17 protein-coding genes are annotated in these 18,476 nt (G+C 62.7%); 10 read left to right on the forward strand and 7 right to left on the reverse strand.

Annotated elements, in window-relative coordinates; translation table 11 throughout:
* Position 1 precedes the first annotated feature (1 nt).
* From GC125_RS06535 to GC125_RS06580, 10 genes are all read left to right on the forward strand, one after another.
* A complete protein-coding gene (locus tag GC125_RS06535) occupies positions 2-406 on the forward strand; it encodes an MnhB domain-containing protein (protein WP_151984760.1) in 405 nt (134 codons plus the stop codon).
* Complete coding sequence (locus GC125_RS06540; RefSeq protein WP_151984762.1) at positions 403-789, forward strand: NADH-quinone oxidoreductase subunit K; 387 nt, start codon at positions 403-405, stop codon at positions 787-789. Before GC125_RS06535 ends, GC125_RS06540 begins: the two co-directional genes overlap by 4 nt.
* Positions 782-2,287 (forward strand): Na+/H+ antiporter subunit D, encoded by a 1,506-nt coding sequence (locus tag GC125_RS06545; protein ID WP_199864477.1) that lies wholly within the window; start codon positions 782-784, stop codon positions 2,285-2,287. Before GC125_RS06540 ends, GC125_RS06545 begins: the two co-directional genes overlap by 8 nt.
* On the forward strand, positions 2,284-2,619 hold the full coding sequence (locus GC125_RS06550; protein WP_151984766.1) for a Na+/H+ antiporter subunit E: 336 nt from the start codon (positions 2,284-2,286) through the stop codon (positions 2,617-2,619). The genes GC125_RS06545 and GC125_RS06550 overlap by 4 nt, the downstream gene beginning before the upstream one ends.
* Positions 2,616-2,909 (forward strand): MrpF/PhaF family protein, encoded by a 294-nt coding sequence (locus tag GC125_RS06555; RefSeq protein ID WP_151984768.1) that lies wholly within the window; start codon positions 2,616-2,618, stop codon positions 2,907-2,909. Before GC125_RS06550 ends, GC125_RS06555 begins: the two co-directional genes overlap by 4 nt.
* Complete coding sequence (mnhG, locus tag GC125_RS06560) at positions 2,906-4,138, forward strand: monovalent cation/H(+) antiporter subunit G (protein ID WP_151984770.1); 1,233 nt, start codon at positions 2,906-2,908, stop codon at positions 4,136-4,138. Before GC125_RS06555 ends, mnhG begins: the two co-directional genes overlap by 4 nt.
* Positions 4,139-4,178: 40 nt before the next feature.
* Positions 4,179-5,621 (forward strand): sensor histidine kinase, encoded by a 1,443-nt coding sequence (locus tag GC125_RS06565; RefSeq protein ID WP_199864478.1) that lies wholly within the window; start codon positions 4,179-4,181, stop codon positions 5,619-5,621.
* 4 nt (positions 5,622-5,625) lie between these two features.
* On the forward strand, positions 5,626-6,951 hold the full coding sequence (locus GC125_RS06570; protein WP_151984773.1) for a sigma-54-dependent transcriptional regulator: 1,326 nt from the start codon (positions 5,626-5,628) through the stop codon (positions 6,949-6,951).
* A 125-nt stretch (positions 6,952-7,076) separates the two neighbouring features.
* Positions 7,077-8,534 carry a phosphohexomutase domain-containing protein gene (locus GC125_RS06575; RefSeq protein WP_286165390.1) on the forward strand — a complete coding sequence of 486 codons (1,458 nt, stop codon included), beginning with the start codon at positions 7,077-7,079 and terminating at the stop codon, positions 8,532-8,534.
* Positions 8,534-9,964: a mannose-1-phosphate guanylyltransferase/mannose-6-phosphate isomerase gene (locus tag GC125_RS06580; protein WP_151984775.1), complete on the forward strand. Its 1,431-nt coding sequence runs from the start codon at positions 8,534-8,536 to the stop codon at positions 9,962-9,964. Before GC125_RS06575 ends, GC125_RS06580 begins: the two co-directional genes overlap by 1 nt.
* A gap of 12 nt (positions 9,965-9,976) precedes the next feature.
* Here GC125_RS06580 and GC125_RS06585 read toward each other — a convergent pair whose 3' ends face one another.
* The 7 genes from GC125_RS06585 to GC125_RS06615 all read right to left on the reverse strand — a co-directional run bounded on the left by GC125_RS06585 (position 9,977) and on the right by GC125_RS06615 (position 18,453).
* Positions 9,977-11,590: an ABC transporter ATP-binding protein gene (locus GC125_RS06585; RefSeq protein WP_151984777.1), complete on the reverse strand. Its 1,614-nt coding sequence runs from the start codon at positions 11,588-11,590 to the stop codon at positions 9,977-9,979.
* Position 11,591: 1 nt separating this feature from the next.
* On the reverse strand, positions 11,592-12,722 hold the full coding sequence (locus tag GC125_RS06590) for an ABC transporter permease (RefSeq protein ID WP_151984779.1): 1,131 nt from the start codon (positions 12,720-12,722) through the stop codon (positions 11,592-11,594).
* Between the two features lie 11 nt (positions 12,723-12,733).
* Positions 12,734-13,657, reverse strand: coding sequence for an oligopeptide ABC transporter permease OppB (oppB, locus tag GC125_RS06595; protein ID WP_151984781.1), 924 nt, complete (start codon positions 13,655-13,657; stop codon positions 12,734-12,736).
* Positions 13,658-13,773: 116 nt separating this feature from the next.
* A complete protein-coding gene (locus GC125_RS06600) occupies positions 13,774-15,345 on the reverse strand; it encodes a peptide ABC transporter substrate-binding protein (protein ID WP_286165609.1) in 1,572 nt (523 codons plus the stop codon).
* 270 nt (positions 15,346-15,615) lie between these two features.
* Positions 15,616-16,149 carry a hypothetical protein gene (locus tag GC125_RS06605; RefSeq protein WP_151984785.1) on the reverse strand — a complete coding sequence of 178 codons (534 nt, stop codon included), beginning with the start codon at positions 16,147-16,149 and terminating at the stop codon, positions 15,616-15,618.
* 243 nt (positions 16,150-16,392) lie between these two features.
* Positions 16,393-18,168, reverse strand: a complete 1,776-nt coding sequence (locus GC125_RS06610; RefSeq protein ID WP_151984786.1) for a sodium:solute symporter family protein — start codon at positions 18,166-18,168, stop codon at positions 16,393-16,395.
* Between the two features lie 21 nt (positions 18,169-18,189).
* A complete protein-coding gene (locus GC125_RS06615) occupies positions 18,190-18,453 on the reverse strand; it encodes a DUF4212 domain-containing protein (protein WP_199864479.1) in 264 nt (87 codons plus the stop codon).
* Positions 18,454-18,476 lie beyond the last annotated feature (23 nt).

Consider the following 18,476-nt stretch of genomic DNA (forward strand, 5'->3'; position numbering starts at 1 on the left):
CATGTCCGTCATTTTCTCAACGATGTCGCGTCTCTTCTTCGTGCTGATGCTGGTCGCCGCGGTTTACATGCTGTTTCGCGGTCACAACGAGCCCGGCGGAGGGTTCATCGGCGGGCTCTTTGCGGCGCTTGCCTTTGCACTTCTGGCGCTTGCAGACAGCGTGAAAGCCGCCCGCAAGGCACTCATCGTGCATCCGATGGTGCTGATCGGTTCGGGCCTCTTCCTGTCGTTTCTCAGCGGCCTGCCAGGCCTTTTGTCCGACCAGTCTTACCTCACCCATTGGTGGGCAGAACTCGGTTCGACGCATGTCGGCACCGCGACGGCGTTCGACATCGGCGTCTTCATGGTCGTCATTGGGGGCGTGCTGGCGCTGGTCTTTCGATTTTATGAAGGAGTGGAGCAGTGAGCCTGATCTACGCATTCGCCGTCGCCGCCCAGATGGGTGCCGGCGTCTATCTTCTCCTCTCGCGTCATGTGATGCGCATCCTCTTCGGCGTTGTTCTGCTGTCGACCGCCGCAAACCTGCTGATCTTCGTATCGGGCGGGCTGCAGTTCACGGCTCCCCCGGTTATCCAGCCGGGCAATCAGACGCTGGGCGAGGGTGCTGCCAATCCGCTGCCGCAGGCGTTGATCCTCACTGCGATCGTCATCGGCTTCGCGCTGGTCGCCTTCGCTGCGGCTCTGGTGCTCAAGGCGTACCAGGCCCTCGGTTCAGTCTTCACTGACGAACAAAACGACGCCGAGGCGCTCGGTTCGCCTTTCACGAAAAAGGCAGCTGACCATGTTTGAGACGCTTCTTCTCTGGCCCGTAATCCTGCCGCTTGCGGGCGCAGCGCTCGCAGCTGCCCTTCATGCATTTCCCGCAGCTCAGCGGGTCGTCGCGCTGACCGCGATGGTGCTGACCTTCGGCGCCTCGCTGTTCCTCGTCGACGCGGTCATGTCGGGCCTCATTCTCACCAAGGCTTTCGGCGGCTGGATGCCCCCATTCGGGATCGTCTTCGTCGCGGATCGCTTCAGCGCTGCGATGGTGGTGATCTCGAGCTTGCTGGCGCTCTGCGCGCTGGTTTTTTCGATGGGAGATCTCCGCAAGCGCCAGATACGCTCGGGCTTCTATCCGCTTTTCCTGGGGCTGATGATCGGCGTCAACGGCGCGTTCCTGACCGGCGACATCTTTAACCTATACGTGTGGTTCGAAGTCATGCTGATCGCGACGCTCGGTCTCATCACGCTGGACCGGACGCGGGCGCAGATCGACGGCGCAATCAAATACGCCGTCCTCAACCTCTTTTCCACGATCCTGTTCCTGATGGCGGTCGGGCTGCTCTACGGGGCGACCGGCACGCTGAACATGGCGGATCTGGCGGTGGTGCTGCCGCAGACCGAGCCATCGGCTGCGCTCACGCTTACGGCGATGATGTTCCTGCTGGCATTCGGCATCAAGGCCGGGTTCTTCCCGATGTTCTTCTGGCTGCCGGCGTCCTATCACACGGCGTCCATCATCGTTTCCGCGGTCTTTGCCGGATTGCTGACGAAGGTCGGCGTCTACGCGCTCTTCCGCGTCTTCACGCTGCTGTTCGAGGTGGATAACGGCACCTTGAAGCCGCTGATCGCGGTGATCGCCGCCGGAACCATGCTGTTCGGCGTCTTCGGCGCGGCAATTCAGTGGGACGTCCGCCGCATCCTGTCGTTCCATATCATCAGCCAGATCGGCTACATCATGCTGGGCCTTGCGGTCGCCACGCCGCTCGCGCTCGCCGGCGCCGTTTTCTACATAATCCACCACATCGTGGTGAAGGCGAACCTGTTCTTCGTCGCCGGCGCCATCCATCGCGCCACGGGATCGTTCGACTTGCGCAAATCCGGCGGACTGATGAAGTCGTCGCCGCTGCTGGCGGTGCTCTTCGCCATCCCGGCGCTGTCCCTGGCGGGGATACCGCCATTGTCGGGCTTCTGGGCGAAGTTCATGGTCGTCGATGCGTCGTTCCAGGGCGAAGCCGCATGGCTGGCCGCCGTCGCGCTGTTCGTCGGCCTTCTGACGATCTTTTCGATGAGCAAGATCTGGATCGAGGCCTTCTGGAAAGAACCGCCGCGCGCTGTGCGTGCCCGGCCGGTTCCGGTCGCGATGCTGGTCCCGATCGCGGCGCTTGGCATCATCACGCTCGCCATCGGTTTCAATCCCGAGCCGCTCGTCGCATTCTCGAACCTTGCTGCGGAAAGCATGGGCGATCGTACGCAACTCATCGGGGCGTTCTTCGGTGGGGAGCACACGGCAGGAGTAGCGCCATGACCATTCTAAATCGTGGAGTCCAGACCGTCGTCCTTTCGGGCGTGTTCATCAAGGAACTGGTCATGTCGTCCGTCGCCGTCGCGCAACAGGTGATCGGGGACAGCTCCGCGCTGAAACCGGCGATCCTCGCGGTCCCCGTTGGGCTACGCAGCCGGGCCGGCATCACGACCCTCGCAAATTGCGTGAGCCTGACGCCCGGCACCACCTCGCTGCATGTCAGCGAGGATCTGTCCACGCTCTACGTCCACGTGCTCGATGCGCCGGACCCGGACGCGGTGGTGCAAAGTATCAAGGACACATTCGAGACGCGCATCAAGGAGATTGAAGGATGATCGAGTTTCTGGACGGCATTCTGTCGACCTTCGCCGCCGTCATGATCGTGATCCTGATGGCGCCACTGACGCTGGCTGCCATCCGCATGATGACGGGCCCGGGCTATGCGGATCGCTTCGTCGCGCTCGACATGCTGACGGGGATAGCCGTGGCGATCGCGGCGCTGACGATGATCGTGACCGGGCGCCGGGAGTTTCTCGATATCGCCTTCGGCATCGCGCTTATCGGCTTTCTCGCGACATGCTCGCTGTCGGCCCTGCTCGAGAAGAAAAAGGAGAATGAACAATGATCGCGCTCCTATCCATTCTTTTCAAGCTGGCAGGCGTCATCTTCCTGTGCATTGCGGCACTGGGCGTCATGCGCCTGCCGGATCCATTCCAGCGCATGCATGCCGCCACCAAAGCGGGGACTCTCGGCGCCGGCCTCGTCATCATTGGCAGCGTGATCGCCCATGGGGCGCTCGATGCGACCATCATGGGTCTCTTCACCGTCATATTCCTGCTGCTGACGGTGCCTGTCGCCGGCCATCTGCTCGGCCGGGCTGCCTACGTGTCCGGGGCTCGACTGGCGCTCAGCGGTGAAGACGCGCTCGATGGTGTTCTTGAGCGGTCCAGCCTGCCGCTCGACGAGCGCTTGGGCTGGCTCCCTACAAGCGTTGATACCCCGAAGACACCGGAACCGAAGAGCGTCGCGCCGCAGCGATCGCGCGCGTCGTTGCAGCGCCTCGAGGCGGTTCGATTTGCGGTGATCGATGGTAATGTCGATTTGGTCGCGCAACGTGCGTCCGCCGTCGCAAAGCAGAACGAGGCGAAGCTTTCCGCCCATGTGTTGATCGATGGCCATGCGATCGATACGGCGGAAGACCCCGCACAGATGCGACGGCTGATCCGCGATCGCGCGAGCAAGGCCGTCAACACGCTCAAAGGCTTCATCGGCGTCGATGCTGTGCTCAATTACAGCGAAGGCGATCCGGAACGGCTTCTCGCTTGCGACGGACTGGGCGAGGAACTTCTTGTTTTGCCGTGTGAAGGCTGGTTCCATCACCAGGTCGAAGGGCGTCGCAGCCTGACCACGTGGGAGCCGGACGGTCTGTTGCGGCTGCCTGCCGTTCACCGTGGGCCCGTGCTTTTTGCCGGCAAGCATCCCGCACAGGGGTCTGCGAAAATCGTGGTGCGCGACTGCGGGGAGAGCCATCTGCCGGCATTGGTGGAGTGGGCGCTGATGGCGCAGTTGTGGCCCGTGGACAGCCTCGTGCATGTCGCGGATCGCGGCGCCGACACGAGCGCCGTCGAAGACATCGCCAGGAACTTCCGTGTCGGTTACAGGCTTGTCGAAGCCACGGCCGAGGGGTGCGCGGTACCGGATGACCTCGGTGATGCAGACGCCGTTATCCTCGGCGCGACGCCCAGGCCGCTGCGCACCAACTGGTTCGGTGCGCATTGGCGGTCGCGCATCGCACCCGACATGGGCGGCGACGTTCTCATCATGGAAGCGCCGGAGGGCGGCGCCTCTGCCTGAGTCTGGTGCAGCAGCGGCAAGGTGATGTATGGCTGGCTCCATGCAGTCGCGACTTCGCCAGACCTTGCCGCTGACCCTGGCTTTGCCGCTGTTCGTGGCGGTCGCGATTTTCGTCGTCGCGGTGGGCACGACGCAACTCGGCGTGAGGCTGCTTCAGTCCAACAGTGAATCGGCATTGCGCGATCAGGCAGTCGTGTTTCTTGACGCGCTGGCGGGCAACATCGCAGCGGAAACGAACGACACGCCCGAAGCGGTGCGCCAACAGCTTGAGGCAGCCCTGACGTATCGGACGGCGCTTCTCGAAGAAGCCATGGCGGCGCGCTGGAGGGATGTGTCCGGCACCACGCAGACCATGGTTCTCGGCGAAGCGCATCGACCGCTTCTGGTCGCAGCTCTGGATGACGCGGCAACGCTTGGCGCCGGGGAGACCGCATTCAGCGAGTTTCCCGATCGCGGTCTGCTGCTCGTTCTCAGAACCTATGCGTTGGATGATCGCATTCTGTTCCTGGCCGCTACCTTCGACACGACGCCCGTCAAGGAGACGGCCGACACCGCTTCGGGCGTCGCTCTCGGGATCGATTTTCTGGTGGCGATCATCGCGGCCATCGCGGTATACGCGATCACCCGGCGCGCGCTCGCCCCGCTCGACACATTCATCAACCGACTGGCCGATCAGGACGCGCTGACGACCGCGCTGACCTCGTGGCGCCAGGGAGACGAGTTGCGCCAGCTGGAAGCGGCTTTGGCGCTGCGCGAGCGATCGGAAGCCGAACGCATGAAACTGCTCGAACAAATGGCGCAGCAGGAGCGCGATGCGTTGCTCGCGCGCATGGCGGCCGGCATCGCCCACGAGGTACGCAATCCGCTCGCAGGCCTGAAGAACGGCATCTCGACATTGAAGCGCTATGGTGAGCGTGCCGACGTCCGCGAGCAGACGCTCGACCTCCTCGAAAAGGGTCTCGACAGCATCGGTCGTGTCGTCGACGTGACCCTTTCGACTTATCGGCGACGGTCGGGCACAAGCCGCCTCTTCGCGCGCGATATCCGCGACCTCGATCTTCTCATTCAGCCCGAGGCAAGGCGCTTCGGCGTCCAGCTTCGGTGGGTGCTCGACGAAGCGGTGGCGATCGATGTCGATGGCGACGCATTGCGGCAAATCCTTATCAATTTGCTGCTCAATGCCGTGCGCGCGTCGCCCGCTGATGGAACCGTCACCGTAACGCTCGCGCGTGACATGCGGGAGAACACGGTTTCGATCGAAATCCAGGATGAAGGCCAGGGCATGCCGCCTGAAATGGTCGCCGCGATCATCTCGGGCCAGTTGGAAGCGATCCCGGCCGAGCGCGGCATCGGCATTTGGGTCATTGCCAATCTGGTCGAGCAGATCGGTGCCAGCCTTTCCATCCGCAGCGAGGATGGCGCCGGGACGATGGTGAGGATAACGCTTGCCGCACCATCCGCTCCAGCGGCAACCAACGGGTGACTTGATGTCGGGCGCACTGATTTTGCTGGTCGAAGACGATGCCACGCTCGGAGCCTCCCTGCGGCAAAGGCTGGAACTTGAAGGGTTTGGCGTGAGCTGGGCGCGCTCCGCCGCCGAGGCGCGCGCTTTGCTTGCATCGCTGCAGCCGGCGATCATCCTGTCCGACATTCGCCTGCCGGACGGAGATGGCGAGACAGTCATGCGCAGCCATTTCGATCGCAATGGTCTCGTGCCCACCATCTTCATGACGGCATTCGGCGATATCGACCAGGCCGTGCGGCTCGTGCGGGCCGGTGCGCTGAACTACGTGACCAAGCCGTTCGACCTCGATCAGCTGATCGAGGAACTTCAAAACATCACCCACAGATCGCTTGTCAGGGAAACACCGGCCGATCCGTTCGAGAACAGCCCGGTAATGCGCGAGATCGGACAGATGCTGAAACGCGCGGCTGCGACAGACATGCCGGTGCTGCTTCTCGGCGAGACGGGCACGGGCAAGGAAGTTGCTGCGCGATATCTCCATGCCAGCGGTCCACGGGCGTCGACGCCCTTCGTCCCGGTCAATTGCGGTGCGCTGCCGGCTGATCTTGCCGATTCCATGATCTTCGGTCACGAGCGCGGTTCGTTTACCGGTGCCGTCGGTGCGCATCGCGGCTTCATCGAGGAAACGGAAGGCGGCACGCTGTTCCTCGACGAGATCGGCGATTTGCCGCTGCCGCTCCAGGTGAAGCTTCTGCGGGTGCTGGAGTCGCGGGAATATCGCCGGCTTGGCGGGAGCGATACGCGGACGTTCAACGGCCGCATCGTTTGTGCGACGAACCAGGATCTCGCGGTACTCATCGGTGAGGGCAAGTTTCGCGAGGACCTCTGGTTTCGCATCAATGTGATCACGCTCGAGCTTCCCCCCTTGCGCGACCGGGCGGACGATATTGGCGGGCTTCTCGAGACCTTCGTCGCCTCGGCGGCGCAAAAAGCGGGTCGCATGCCGCCGGATATCGACGCGGAAGCAATCGACGCTGCCTTGGCGCATCGCTGGCCGGGCAACATCCGCGAGATGATCAACCGCGTCGATCGGGCGGTGGCGCTCGGCAACGACACCGTGCTGACCGAGCGCGACCTCTTTCCCGACGGCAGCGTGGCGCGATTGAAGATACGGGCGCAGCCCGCGGACGACACGCTTCTGGCGGCCCGGGAGGCGGCTGAACGTTCCCAGATCGTCTCGGCTCTGGCCAAGACCGAAAGCTCGCTCAAAGACGCTGCCGAGTTGCTCGGCATCTCGCGCACGACATTGTGGGACAAGATGCGCCGCTACGGTCTAAGCGATCAATGACGTTCGCGTGTAAGACTGGCTACCCTTGCGGGAAACGCTATCTTCATTGCACCGCGCCTTAATTCCAGGATCATGTATTCCATCATGCATTTTGAACCCGCCTGTGCTCATCGAGTGGCTTTTTCGTGAACGAACGATCCGTGCCTGAGGGCGTCAAATTCGGCACCAGCGGCGTTCGGGGCCCGGCCGATCGGCTGCTGAGCGGCGACGCCGGCATCTATACAAGTGCCTTTATCGAGCATCTCCTTCGCTCCGGCCTGGTCGGAGAGGGCGGTTCGATCGCCATCGGCGAGGATCTGCGGCCAAGCTCGCCCGCCATCGGCGAGGCGGTGTGCGCAGCGATCCTGCGAGCTGGTTTGAAGCCCGTGCGCTGCGGCGTCGTGCCGACGCCCGCTCTGGCGTGCTTCGCCATGTGGCGCGATATGGCGGCGATCATGGTCACGGGATCGCACATTCCAGCGGACCGCAACGGCCTGAAATTCTATCGACCGGACGGCGAAATCGACAAGCAGGACGAAGCTGCGATCGTGCACCTCGTCGCCAAGCACGCTGCTCTTGCCGTGACACCGCAGGCTTGGGGGCGTGTCGCTGCGGCCGAGGCCGACGCGCTTGCGCCCTATCGCGAACGGTACCGCGGCTTACTCCCGAGCACGGCACTTTCCGGCCGCCGCATCGGCATTTGGGAGCAATCCTCCGTCGCGCGGTCGCTGCTCGCCGAGATCGTCTCCTCGTCCGGTGGCGAGCCTGTGCTGCTCGGTCGCTCCGCGCAGTTCGTACCTGTCGACACGGAGGCGTTGAGCCCGGCCGACGCGGCTCGGATTGCGTCCTGGATTGAGAGCGAGCGGCTCGATCTCATGATCTCGACCGATGCGGATGCCGATCGGCCGCTCGTCATCGACGAAAAGGGGCGGCAGGTGCGCGGAGATGCGCTTGGCCTGATCGCAGCGAAGATCCTCGATGCCGGTGCGGTCGTGACGCCCGTGACGTCGAGTTCCGGCATCGAAGCAGGCCTCGCGGCGCCTGTGCTGCGCACCAGGGTCGGCTCGCCATTCGTGATTGCCGGCATGTCAGACGCCGTCTCCGCCGGCCACCGAAACATCGTCGGCTTCGAGGCCAATGGCGGATTTTTGACCGGCAGCGACATCACATATTCAGGCCATGTGCTGAGGGCCTTGCCGACGCGCGATGCGTTTTTGCCGATTCTGTGCCTGTTTATCGCCTTGGACCAGACCGGCGCTGCAGCCTCGGAAGTCATCTCGGGGCTTGGCCTGCCGGCGGCGCTCAGCGATCGGCTGCAGGATTATCCGGTCGCCAAGGGGCAGGCGCTCATGCGCCGGCTGGTGGAGGATGAGGCGTTCTCCGGACAGTTTCTCGATGGTCTTGGTCCCGTCGAAGGGAGAGACACGACCGACGGCGCGAAGTTTTTCCTGCGAGGCGGAGCGATCCTGCATTTTCGGCCTTCGGGTAACGCTCCCGAAATGCGTTGCTATGCGGAAGCGTCGAGCCGCGATGCCGCGGAGGTACTCCTCGCCGAAGGACTGCAGCGCCTGCAGGCGTTCGATTCCGCGGGAGGGGAGAACTGATGTCTGTATCGGCTCCGCTCATTCCAGTGCTTCTGGCCGGTGGTTCAGGCTCGCGTCTCTGGCCGCTGTCGCGTCAGCTCAATCCGAAACAGTTCCTGCCGCTCACCAGCGATCGCACCATGCTGCAGGAAACGGCGCTGAGGCTCACCGGCATGGCGGCCGATCCGATCCTCATCTGCAACGAGGAGCACCGCTTCCTGGCCGCCGAACAGTTGCGCGGCATCGGTGCGAGGGCGCAGTCGATCGTGCTCGAGCCGGTCGGTCGGAACACGGCACCGGCAATCGCTGTAGCGGCGCTGAAGGCGCTCCAGGTGCATGAGGATCCGCTTCTCATCGTTCTGGCTGCGGATCATCTGATCCAGAATGTCGCCGCCTTCCGACAGGCGGTCGAAAGGGCGCTGCCGCTGGCGCAGGCAGGCCGGCTGGTCACCTTCGGCATCGTGCCGGATCGTCCCGAGACCGGCTACGGCTATATCCAGCAGGGCACTCCGCTTGGCGAGGTCGGCTTCGAGGTCGCCCTTTTCGTCGAGAAACCGGATCGGACGACCGCTGAGGGATACATCGCTTCAGGGGATCATTTGTGGAACAGCGGCATGTTCCTGTTCCAGGCAAGTGATTATCTCGATGAGCTGGAGCGTCATGCGCCGGAGATCGTCGCGGCGTGCCGCCAGGCGCTCGACGGGGCCGTTGCGGACCTCGATTTCCTGCGCCTGGACCGGGCTGCATTCGAGGCGTGCCCCGCGGTCTCCATCGACTATGCCGTGATGGAAAAGACGACGCGGGCGGCGGTGGTGCCGCTCGAGGCAGGATGGAGCGATATCGGATCCTGGTCCGCGCTCTTCGATATTCGCGCCAAGGACGATGACGGCAACGCCTTTCGCGGCGACGTGATCGCCACGGGAAGTTCCCGCAGCTTCGTGGAGGCTGACCACCGGCTGGTCGCCCTTGTCGGCACGACCGATCTCGTCGTGATCGAAACGAAGGACGCGGTTCTCGTTGCGCACAAGGACCGGGTTCAGGACGTGCGCCACATCGTCGATGCCATCAAGGCCGACGGGCGGCACGAGCATCTGAACCATCGCGAACTCTACCGTCCCTGGGGCGCGATCGACACGGTGGACCAGGGCGGGCGCGATGTCGTGAAGCGTATTACGGTCAAGCCGGGCGCGGCGATGTCGACGCAGATGCATCACCACCGCGCCGAGCACTGGATCGTCGTGAAGGGCACGGCGAAAGTGACGATCGGTGACCGGGTCGTGGTGCTGTCGGAAAATCAGTCCACCTACATTCCGGTGGGCGAGGTCCATCGGCTCGAGAACCCCGGGCTGATCCCGCTCGAAATCATCGAGATCCAGACCGGCAGCTATCTTGGGGAAGACGACATCGTTCGCTTCGCGCCGCCGAAGCTACTCGGAGACGACGATCGTTAGGCCAACGATCTGTCACGCAGAACGGCTGAACCTCGTCTGGTCGACCGCCGCCGCCATCAGCGCCTGGGTATAGGCTTCCCGCGGATGGTCGAAGATCGCGGCCGTCGCGCCTTCCTCGACGATTCTTCCCTCCTTCATCACGATGATGTGGTCGGCCATGGCCCGCACCACCGCCAGATCATGGCTGATGAAGAGATAGGCGAGGTCGTGCGCCTTCTGCAGATCGCGTAGGAGATCGACGATCTGTTTCTGCACCGAGCGGTCGAGTGCCGAGGTCGGCTCGTCGAGCACGACGATCTTCGGCTTGAGGATCATGGCACGGGCAATCGCGATGCGCTGGCGCTGACCGCCGGAGAATTCGTGCGGGTAGCGGTTGCGCATCAGAGGATCCAGCCCGACCTCGGCCAGGGCCTCGATCGCACGCGCATCGCGTTCGCGTCGCGTCAAATGCGGCTCGTGCACCAGAAGGCCCTCCGTCACGATCTGGCCCACCGTCATACGGGGGGACAGCGAGCCGAACGGATCCTGGAAGACGAGCTGCATTTCATGGCGCAACGGCCGCATGGCTTCGCGGTCAGCATGGGAAATGTCTTTTCCCTCGAAACGCACTTCGCCCTTGGATGGCGCGAGCCTCAGGAGCGCTCGCCCGAGCGTGGATTTGCCGGACCCCGATTCGCCGACGATCCCGATCGTCTGGCCTTGCCGCAGCTGCAGCGAAATGCGGTCGACCGCCTTCAGGTCGACGGCCGCACCCTTCATGAAGCCGCCGCCGACGCGGAAGGTGACGGCAACATCGCGGCCTTCGAGCAGGACCGGCGCCGTCGGTGGCGGAGGTGCCTTGATGCCGGTCGGCTCGGCCGCCAGCAGCATTTGCGTGTAAGGGTGGGCAGGGGCAGTGAACAACATCTCGGCATCGTTCGTCTCGACCACCTCGCCCTTCTGCATGACGTAGACGCGGTCTGCGAAGCGCCGGACGATGCCGAGGTCGTGGGTGATGAAGACGATTGCCATGCCGAGGCGCTTCTGCAGATCGGCAAGAAGCTCGAGGATCTGCGCCTGGATCGTCACGTCGAGTGCCGTCGTCGGTTCATCGGCAATCAGGATGTCAGGGTCGTTGGCGAGCGCCATGGCGATCATCACGCGCTGGCGCTGCCCCCCCGACAGTTCGTGCGGGTAGGCATCGATCCGTCGTTCCGGGTCGGGCAGACCGACGAGTTTCAACAGCTCAATGATGCGGGGCCGCACCTCGCGTCGCTTGAGCTTGCCGTGATGGATGATGGGCTCCGACAGCTGCCGGCCGATCTTGTAGAGCGGATCAAGCGAGGTCATCGGCTCCTGGAAGATCATGGTGATCTTCTCGCCGCGGATGCGGTTCAGCGCCCGGTCGGAGAGGCCGATGATTTCCTTTCCGCGGTATTGCGCCGAGCCCTTCGCCCGGCCGTTGCCGGCGAGCAGGCCCATGATCGCCATCATGGTCTGGCTCTTGCCGGAGCCGGATTCGCCGACGATCGCCACGGTTTCACCCGGCATCACGTCGAGGTCGACGCCTTTGACGGCGTAGACCGGGCCATCATTGGTGCCGAATTCGACCTTCAGATCGCGCACTTTGAGGATCGGGTCGCTCATCTCATCGGTCCTTCGGATCGAGCGCATCGCGCAGGCCATCGCCGAGGAAGTTCAGCGCGAACAGGATGATCGTCAGCGTCACCGCCGGATAGATCAGGAGCCAGCTCGCGCCGCGCATGTTCGCCGCGCCATCGGAGATCAGAAGCCCGAGGCTCGTCAGCGGCGGCTGGACGCCGAGGCCGAGGAAGGAGAGCAGGCTTTCCAGCAGGATCGCCTTCGGCACCAGAAGCGTGACGAAGACGATCACCGGGCCAAGCGTGTTCGGGATCACGTGCCGTCGCAGGATGCCCCAACTTGTGACCCCCATGGCCTGGGCGGCTTCCACATATTCCTGCCGCTTGATGGTGAGCGTCTGCCCACGCACGATCCGCGCCATGTCCAGCCATTCGGTGCAGCCGATGGCGATGAAGATCAGCACGAAACTTCGGCCGAAGAAGACCACCAGCAGAATGACGAAGAAGATGAAGGGCAGCGAATAAAGGATATCCACGAAGCGCATCATGACGTTGTCGACGCGGCCGCCAAGATAGCCGGCGACAGCGCCGTAGGTGACGCCCAGCACAAGCGCCATCAGTGAGGCGAGAAGCCCGATCGCAAGCGAGATGCGGATGCCGATCATCGTGCGGGTCAGCACGTCCCGGCCATTGGCATCGGTGCCGAAGATGAAGCGCAGCCGCTGCACGTCCGCCACCATCTCGGCACTCAGGCCGTCGGCGCTGAGGTTTTCGATGCGTGCATTGGAGAACAGGTCGGAGCGGTCGACATAGCGGGTGATGCGGTCGTCGATGGGCTCGTCGTTCGAAATCAGCGCCCGTGCGGTCTGGCCCTCGATCGTGATTTCGCCGATCGTAACACGGCCGCGTTCGATCGCGCTTTCGAGGGCTGGCGTGATGTTTTCGGCGCGGGGATAAGCCTCGAAGCTGGCCGGCGCGCGGACGAATTGCGGGTAGATGCGGTCATAGGGGTGTGGCGAAAGCATCGGCCCGAAAATACCCGTGAGGGCGAGGGCGATGAGCACGATCATCGAGACGACGGCAGCCTTGTTGCGGCGCAGGCGAAGCCAGGCATCCTGGCCGAGCGAGCGGCTCTGGCGATAGTCGAGTTCGGAATGGGCTGAGATTGTTTCGGTCATCGCGATGGGCCTCAATCGTAACGCACGCGCGGGTCGAGCCACGCATAGAGGATGTCGACGATCAGATTGAAGATCACGACGAACACGGCGATGACGATCACCGTGCCCATGACGAGCGTATAGTCTCGTCCGAGCGCGCCCTGGACGAAATAGCGTCCGATGCCGGGTATCCCGAAGATGGTTTCGACGACGACGGAGCCGGTCAGCAGCGCAGCCGCCGTCGGACCGAGATAGGAAACGACGGGCAGCATGGAGGCACGCAGCGCATGGGTGACGACCACGACGCGGGTGGGAAGGCCATAGGCGCGGGCGGTGCGCACATGGTTCGATCGCAGCGCCTCGATGGTGGCGCCACGCGTCAGCCGGGCGATGATCGCGATTTGAGGCAGGGCGAGCGTCGCTACGGGCAGGACGAGATAGCGAAACTGCCCGCCGCCCCACCCGCCGGCCGGCAACCAGCCGAGCATGACGCCGAAGAACAGCGACAGGACTGGCGCGATCACGAAGGGCGGTATGGTGATGCCGAGCGTCGCGGTGCCGACCACCATATAGTCGATCCAGGTGTTCTGCCGCAGCGCCGCGAGCGCGCCGAGAGCCGTGCCGACGACGAGGGCAAGCGACAGCGCCATGGCTCCGAGCTGGATCGAGACGGGCAGGCCGGTGCGGAACAGATCCATGACCGTGAAGTCACGCCGGGTGAAGCTTGGTCCGAGATCGCCCTGCGCCAGATTGCCGAGATAGAGCAGATATTGCTGCCATAGCGGCTTATCGAGATTGTAGGCGCGGTTGATGTTTTCCATGATCAGCGGATCGAGCGGGCGTTCGAGATCGAACGGACCGCCCGGTGCGATGCGGATCATGAAAAAGGCAAGCGTGACGATGATGAACACCGTCGGTATGGCGCTCAACAGGCGCCGCAGCACATAGCCGACCATTTAGGGTTTCCTGACGACGCCCACAGGCGAAGAGTGGCGCTTAGGCGCTCAGATCGAATGCTCCCGGCGATGGAAGCCAATGACTGGCCACGCGTCGCCGGGAACGGGCTGAAAGCCTATTGGGTGATGGACATCCAACGGCTGCCGTGGACGTTCATGACGTTGTCTTCCCAACCGACGAGGTTGTCGGAAACCAGCGCATTGGCCGTATAATAAAGGATCGGAATGATCGGCACTTCCTGGAGCAGAAGCGTTTCCGCCTCCTTCAGGATTTCGGCGCGCGTATCGACATCGGTTTCCACGGATGCCTGATCCATCAGTTCGTCATAGTCCTCGCTGACCCAGCGCGAATAATTGAAGCCGAGATTGTCGCTCTCGTGCAGGAAGAGGAAGTTTTGCGGGTCGGAATAGTCGCCGATCCAGCCGGCGCGAGCGATGTCGAAGTCGCCGTCTTCGCGCAGATAATTGAAGTAGGTGGCGCCTTCCATTTCGACAGTCGTTGCCTGGATGCCGATATTGCCCAGCATGTCGGCGATGGCGGTCATGGTGTTCGCGTTGTTTTCCGACGTGTTGTAGAGCAGCTCGACGGATAGCTCGTTCTCGCCGTAGCCGGCTTCTTCCAGAAGCGCGATCGCGGCATCCTCGCGGTCCAGCATGTCGTCGTTGGCATAGGGCATCTCTGCCGGCTCGCCGTAATTGCCGATGCCCTGCGGCACGTAGGAGTGCGTCGGGATCATAGCGCCCTGCCAGATCTCCTCGGCAAGGAACTCACGGTCGATCGCCATGGACATCGCCTGGCGGACGCGTGAATCGGACAGACCTTCCTTGGTCGTCTTCACCGGCAGGTAGTAGGTGCCGAGATAGGGGACGATTCGCAGCGAGTCGCCGAGATTGGCTTCCATATAGTCCATCTGCTCGAGAGGAACGTCGGAGCAGGACTGCACTTCGCCGGCCTCGAAGCGGCGCAGGCAGGTCGCGCGCTCTTCGAAGGGGATGTAGTTCACGACGTCGATGGCGACGTTGTCCGCATCATGGAACTCGGAGTTCTTGCGCAGCACGATCTGGTCGTTCGGCGTGAAGCTTTCCAGCATATAGGCGCCGTTGGTCACCAGATTGTCGGGGCTGGTGTAGTCCGAGCCGTGCTCCTCCACCGACGCCTGGTGCAACGGCAGGCCGGTCTGGTGGGTCAGAAGCTCAAGGAAATAGGGAGCTGGCGTCTTCAGCGTGATTTCCAGCGTGCGATCATCGATGGCGCGGGCTGCGATGTCCTCGAGCGCGCCATCGGCAGTGTTGGCCTCTTCAGCGCCTTCGATCACATAGAGCATGTTGGCGTAAGGTGCCGCCGTTGCCGGATCCTGGATGCGGCGGTAGGCGAAGACGAAGTCGTTCGCGGTCACCGGATCGCCGTTCGACCAGCGTGCATCTTCGCGCAGATGGAACGTGTAGGTCATGCCATCTTCGGATATGTCCCACCTCTCGGCCACGCCCGGCACCACTTCGGCCTCAGCGCTTTGCACCACGAGCCCTTCGTAGAGATCGCGCATGATGTGGCCTTCCGCCACCGTCGACGTGAGATGGTGATCCAGCGTCGAAGGGTCAGTGTCGTTGCCGCGATTATAGACCACCTCTGCATCCTGTGCGGACGCGCCTGTCGGGAGGGCGGAGATGGCCAGCGCGGAGGCCAGCATCGTCGAAGTGAAAAGGCTCTTGAGCATCGATCGGTGTTCCCTGTTCTCTTGTTCTTCGATTGCCCCTGCATCTGCGTGCAATCACGCCTTCTGCATCCCCCACCTGCGAAGGTGTTGTAATAAAATTTCGGAGTCAAGCTGAAGCGAACCGGCCGCGCCCCCATTCAAAGGGCTTTGAATGGATCGAACGTTTGGCGCCGAATTAGAATCGTAAAATTGCGCAGCCCTAGAAGTCGCGGCAACGATCACCGCATTGCCGCGTGGCAGGCATCAACCGATGGGTGCTGGCTCGGCGCAGACGATTGGGATCAGCGGGTGATCGTTTTCGAGATCGACCCAGTTGACGTTCTGCGGCATCCCGCTGTCGTCGAATTCGGTTGAATCCGTGAGGTCAGCCCGCCGCGTATCGCCGCAATCGAAAATCTGGCGTGCCTGCAAGGTCGGCTGATAGCGCTGGACGAAGATGATGTCGGCCATGACGTAGCCCGGCAGCGCTTCGTTGCGCTGGATCGATGCCCGATCGACTGCCGTGAAACGGTTGATGCGCGGCTTAACCAGCGTCCAAGGCTGGAGGGCCCCGCTATAGGTGAAACTCTCGACGACGGCGACGCGCTCGGGCAGTTCCGCAACGGTACGACCATACCATGAATAGTCGTTCCAGAGGACGAAGACGAGGAGCGATATACCGCCTACGATCGGCATCAACCCGCGGGGCACCGGCCTCTTGGCAAGGCGATACGGCAGGGAAGCGATCGCCCCGGCGCTGACGGCCACCAGAAGGCCCCCGATCAAGATAAAAAACATCGTCTCTTCCCGCCAGGATCGCGTCGGTGCTCCCCCAAGCCCGTGCGTGATCCACCCCGTTCATCGCGCGGACGAAGCGTCCCACGCCGCAGCGTATTCCAAAGCCCTCATCGCCCGAATCATGTTTCGGATCAACCGATCGTGGGCCAGAAGATGAAAAGACCCCGCAAACAGAGGCTTGCGGGGTCTTTTCCTGGTGATATTCGACCGTTCCCGACGTGGATTGCCGGGGCGTTCTTTTGCTTAGTGATCCAGCGCGGTGCTGGCGCCACGCGGCGTGCGAACGCTTTCGACGAGATCCTGGATTTCGCGCGGCGGTGCTTCGGTCGCATTGGACACGAAGTAGGCGACGCCGAAGTTCAGGATGGCACCGATCGTACCGAAGGATGCCGGCGAGATGCCGAAGATCCAGCCAGCCGGGTTGTCCGGCAGGATGTTGGTTTCCGGAATGAACAGGAAGCCTTTGTACGCGAAGACGTAGGCGCAGGTCGTGATCAGACCGACGAGCATGCCCGCAATCGCACCCGACGAGTTGATGCGCTTGGAGAAGATGCCCATCATCAGTGCCGGGAAGATCGTCGCCGCAGCAAGGCCGAAGGCAAGAGCCACGGTCTGGGCTGCGAAGCCGGGCGGGTTGAGCCCGAGCCAGGTAGCAAGCGCAATGGCACCGGCCATGGCGACACGCGCGGCCAGCAGCTCGCCCTTTTCAGAGATGTTCGGGTTGAACACGCTCTTGATCAGATCGTGCGAGATCGCGGATGCGATGGCGAGCAGCAGACCTGCTGCAGTGGACAGAGCGGCTGCGAGACCGCCGGCAGCGACAAGCGCGATTACCCAGCCCGGAAGGTTTGCGATTTCCGGATTGGCGAGAACCATGATGTCGTTGTTGACGGTGAGTTCGTTGCCCTGCCAGCCGCGAGCCGTTGCCGTTTCTTCGTAGCCTGCATTGGTGCCGTTGTAGAACTGGATGCGGCCGTCACCATTCAGGTCGTTGAAGGTGAGAAGACCAGTGGTTTCCCAGTTGCGCATCCACTCTGGACGATCCTCATAGACCAGTGCGGTCTCTTCCACGGCGCCGTTGCCGGGATAGATCGTCTCGATCAGGTTGAGGCGCGCCATTGCGCCGACGGCCGGAGCCGTGAGGTACAGGATGGCGATGAAGACCAGCGCCCATCCGGCAGACCAGCGTGCGTCGGAAACCTTCGGCACGGTGAAGAAGCGGATGATGACGTGCGGCAGGCCGGCGGTACCGATCATCAGGGACATGGTGAACAGGACGATGTTCAGCATGGAGTCCGTCGAACCGGTGTACTGGTTGAAGCCGAGATCGGTGACGATCTGGTCAAGCGTCGTGAGAAGCGGCTGGCCCGATGCCGTGTGCTCGGAGAAGAGACCGAACATCGGAAGCGGATTGCCCGTCAGCTGCAGCGAGATGAAGATCGCCGGGATCGTGTAGGCGAGAATGAGCACGATGTACTGGGCGACCTGCGTGTAGGTGATGCCCTTCATGCCGCCGAAGACCGCATAGAGGAACACGATCGCCGAGCCGATCAGAAGACCGGTCGTGGTATCGGTTTCCAGGAAGCGGGCAAAGGTGACGCCGACGCCGGTCATCTGTCCGATAACGTAGGTGACCGAGACGACGATGAGGCAGATGACGGCGACGATGCGCGCGGTGCGCGAATAGAAGCGGTCGCCGATGAATTCCGGCACCGTGAACTTGCCGAACTTGCGCAGATATGGCGCAAGCAGCATGGCCAGGAGCACGTAGCCGCCGGTCCAGCCCATGAGATAGGTCGAGTTGTCATAGCCGACCGAAGCGATGAGGCCTGCCATCGAGATGAACGACGCAGCCGACATCCAGTCCGCGGCAGTCGCCATCCCGTTCATCACCGGGTGAACGCCGCGGTTTGCGGCGTAGAATTCGCCGGTCGTTGCGGCGCGTGAATAGATCGCGATGCCGATATAGAGCGCGAAGCTCAGGCCGACGACGATCAGATTGAGTGTATATTGATCCATGTTACCCCTCCCTATCGCGGTCTATTGTTCGTCGACGTCGAATTCCCGGTCGAGCTTGTTCATGCGCCAGGCATAGAAGAAGATCAGAACGAGAAAGACGAGGATGGAGCCCTGCTGGGCGAACCAGAAACCGAGATCAGTGCCACCGACGGGAATGCCGGAGAGCAGAGGGCGCAGAATGATGCCGAAACCGAACGAGACCAGCGCCCAGATAACGAGCGAGATCTTGATGATCCGGAGATTGGCCTGCCAATAGGCATCGGCCTGTGCGGACTTGGGATCCAAAACGATTACCTCCCATTTCGAGC

Origin of the sequence: Rhizobium sp. EC-SD404, from assembly GCF_902498825.1 — a bacterium.
Classification (GTDB): domain Bacteria; phylum Pseudomonadota; class Alphaproteobacteria; order Rhizobiales; family Rhizobiaceae; genus Georhizobium.

Bases quoted from the DNA above. Each gene is read 5' to 3' on its own strand.
- GC125_RS06600 (WP_286165609.1), bottom strand. From the start codon at position 15,345: ATGCTGGCCTCCGCGCTGGCCATCTCCGCCCTCCCGACAGGCGCGTCC.
- GC125_RS06605 (WP_151984785.1), bottom strand. From the start codon at position 16,149: ATGTTTTTTATCTTGATCGGGGGCCTTCTGGTGGCCGTCAGCGCCGGG.
- GC125_RS06535 (WP_151984760.1), top strand. From the start codon at position 2: ATGTCCGTCATTTTCTCAACGATGTCGCGTCTCTTCTTCGTGCTGATG.
- GC125_RS06610 (WP_151984786.1), bottom strand. From the start codon at position 18,168: ATGGATCAATATACACTCAATCTGATCGTCGTCGGCCTGAGCTTCGCG.
- GC125_RS06565 (WP_199864478.1), top strand. From the start codon at position 4,179: ATGCAGTCGCGACTTCGCCAGACCTTGCCGCTGACCCTGGCTTTGCCG.
- GC125_RS06585 (WP_151984777.1), bottom strand. From the start codon at position 11,590: ATGAGCGACCCGATCCTCAAAGTGCGCGATCTGAAGGTCGAATTCGGC.
- oppB (WP_151984781.1), bottom strand. From the start codon at position 13,657: ATGGTCGGCTATGTGCTGCGGCGCCTGTTGAGCGCCATACCGACGGTG.
- GC125_RS06550 (WP_151984766.1), top strand. From the start codon at position 2,284: ATGACCATTCTAAATCGTGGAGTCCAGACCGTCGTCCTTTCGGGCGTG.
- GC125_RS06555 (WP_151984768.1), top strand. From the start codon at position 2,616: ATGATCGAGTTTCTGGACGGCATTCTGTCGACCTTCGCCGCCGTCATG.
- GC125_RS06570 (WP_151984773.1), top strand. From the start codon at position 5,626: ATGTCGGGCGCACTGATTTTGCTGGTCGAAGACGATGCCACGCTCGGA.
- GC125_RS06545 (WP_199864477.1), top strand. From the start codon at position 782: ATGTTTGAGACGCTTCTTCTCTGGCCCGTAATCCTGCCGCTTGCGGGC.
- GC125_RS06580 (WP_151984775.1), top strand. From the start codon at position 8,534: ATGTCTGTATCGGCTCCGCTCATTCCAGTGCTTCTGGCCGGTGGTTCA.
- mnhG (WP_151984770.1), top strand. From the start codon at position 2,906: ATGATCGCGCTCCTATCCATTCTTTTCAAGCTGGCAGGCGTCATCTTC.
- GC125_RS06590 (WP_151984779.1), bottom strand. From the start codon at position 12,722: ATGACCGAAACAATCTCAGCCCATTCCGAACTCGACTATCGCCAGAGC.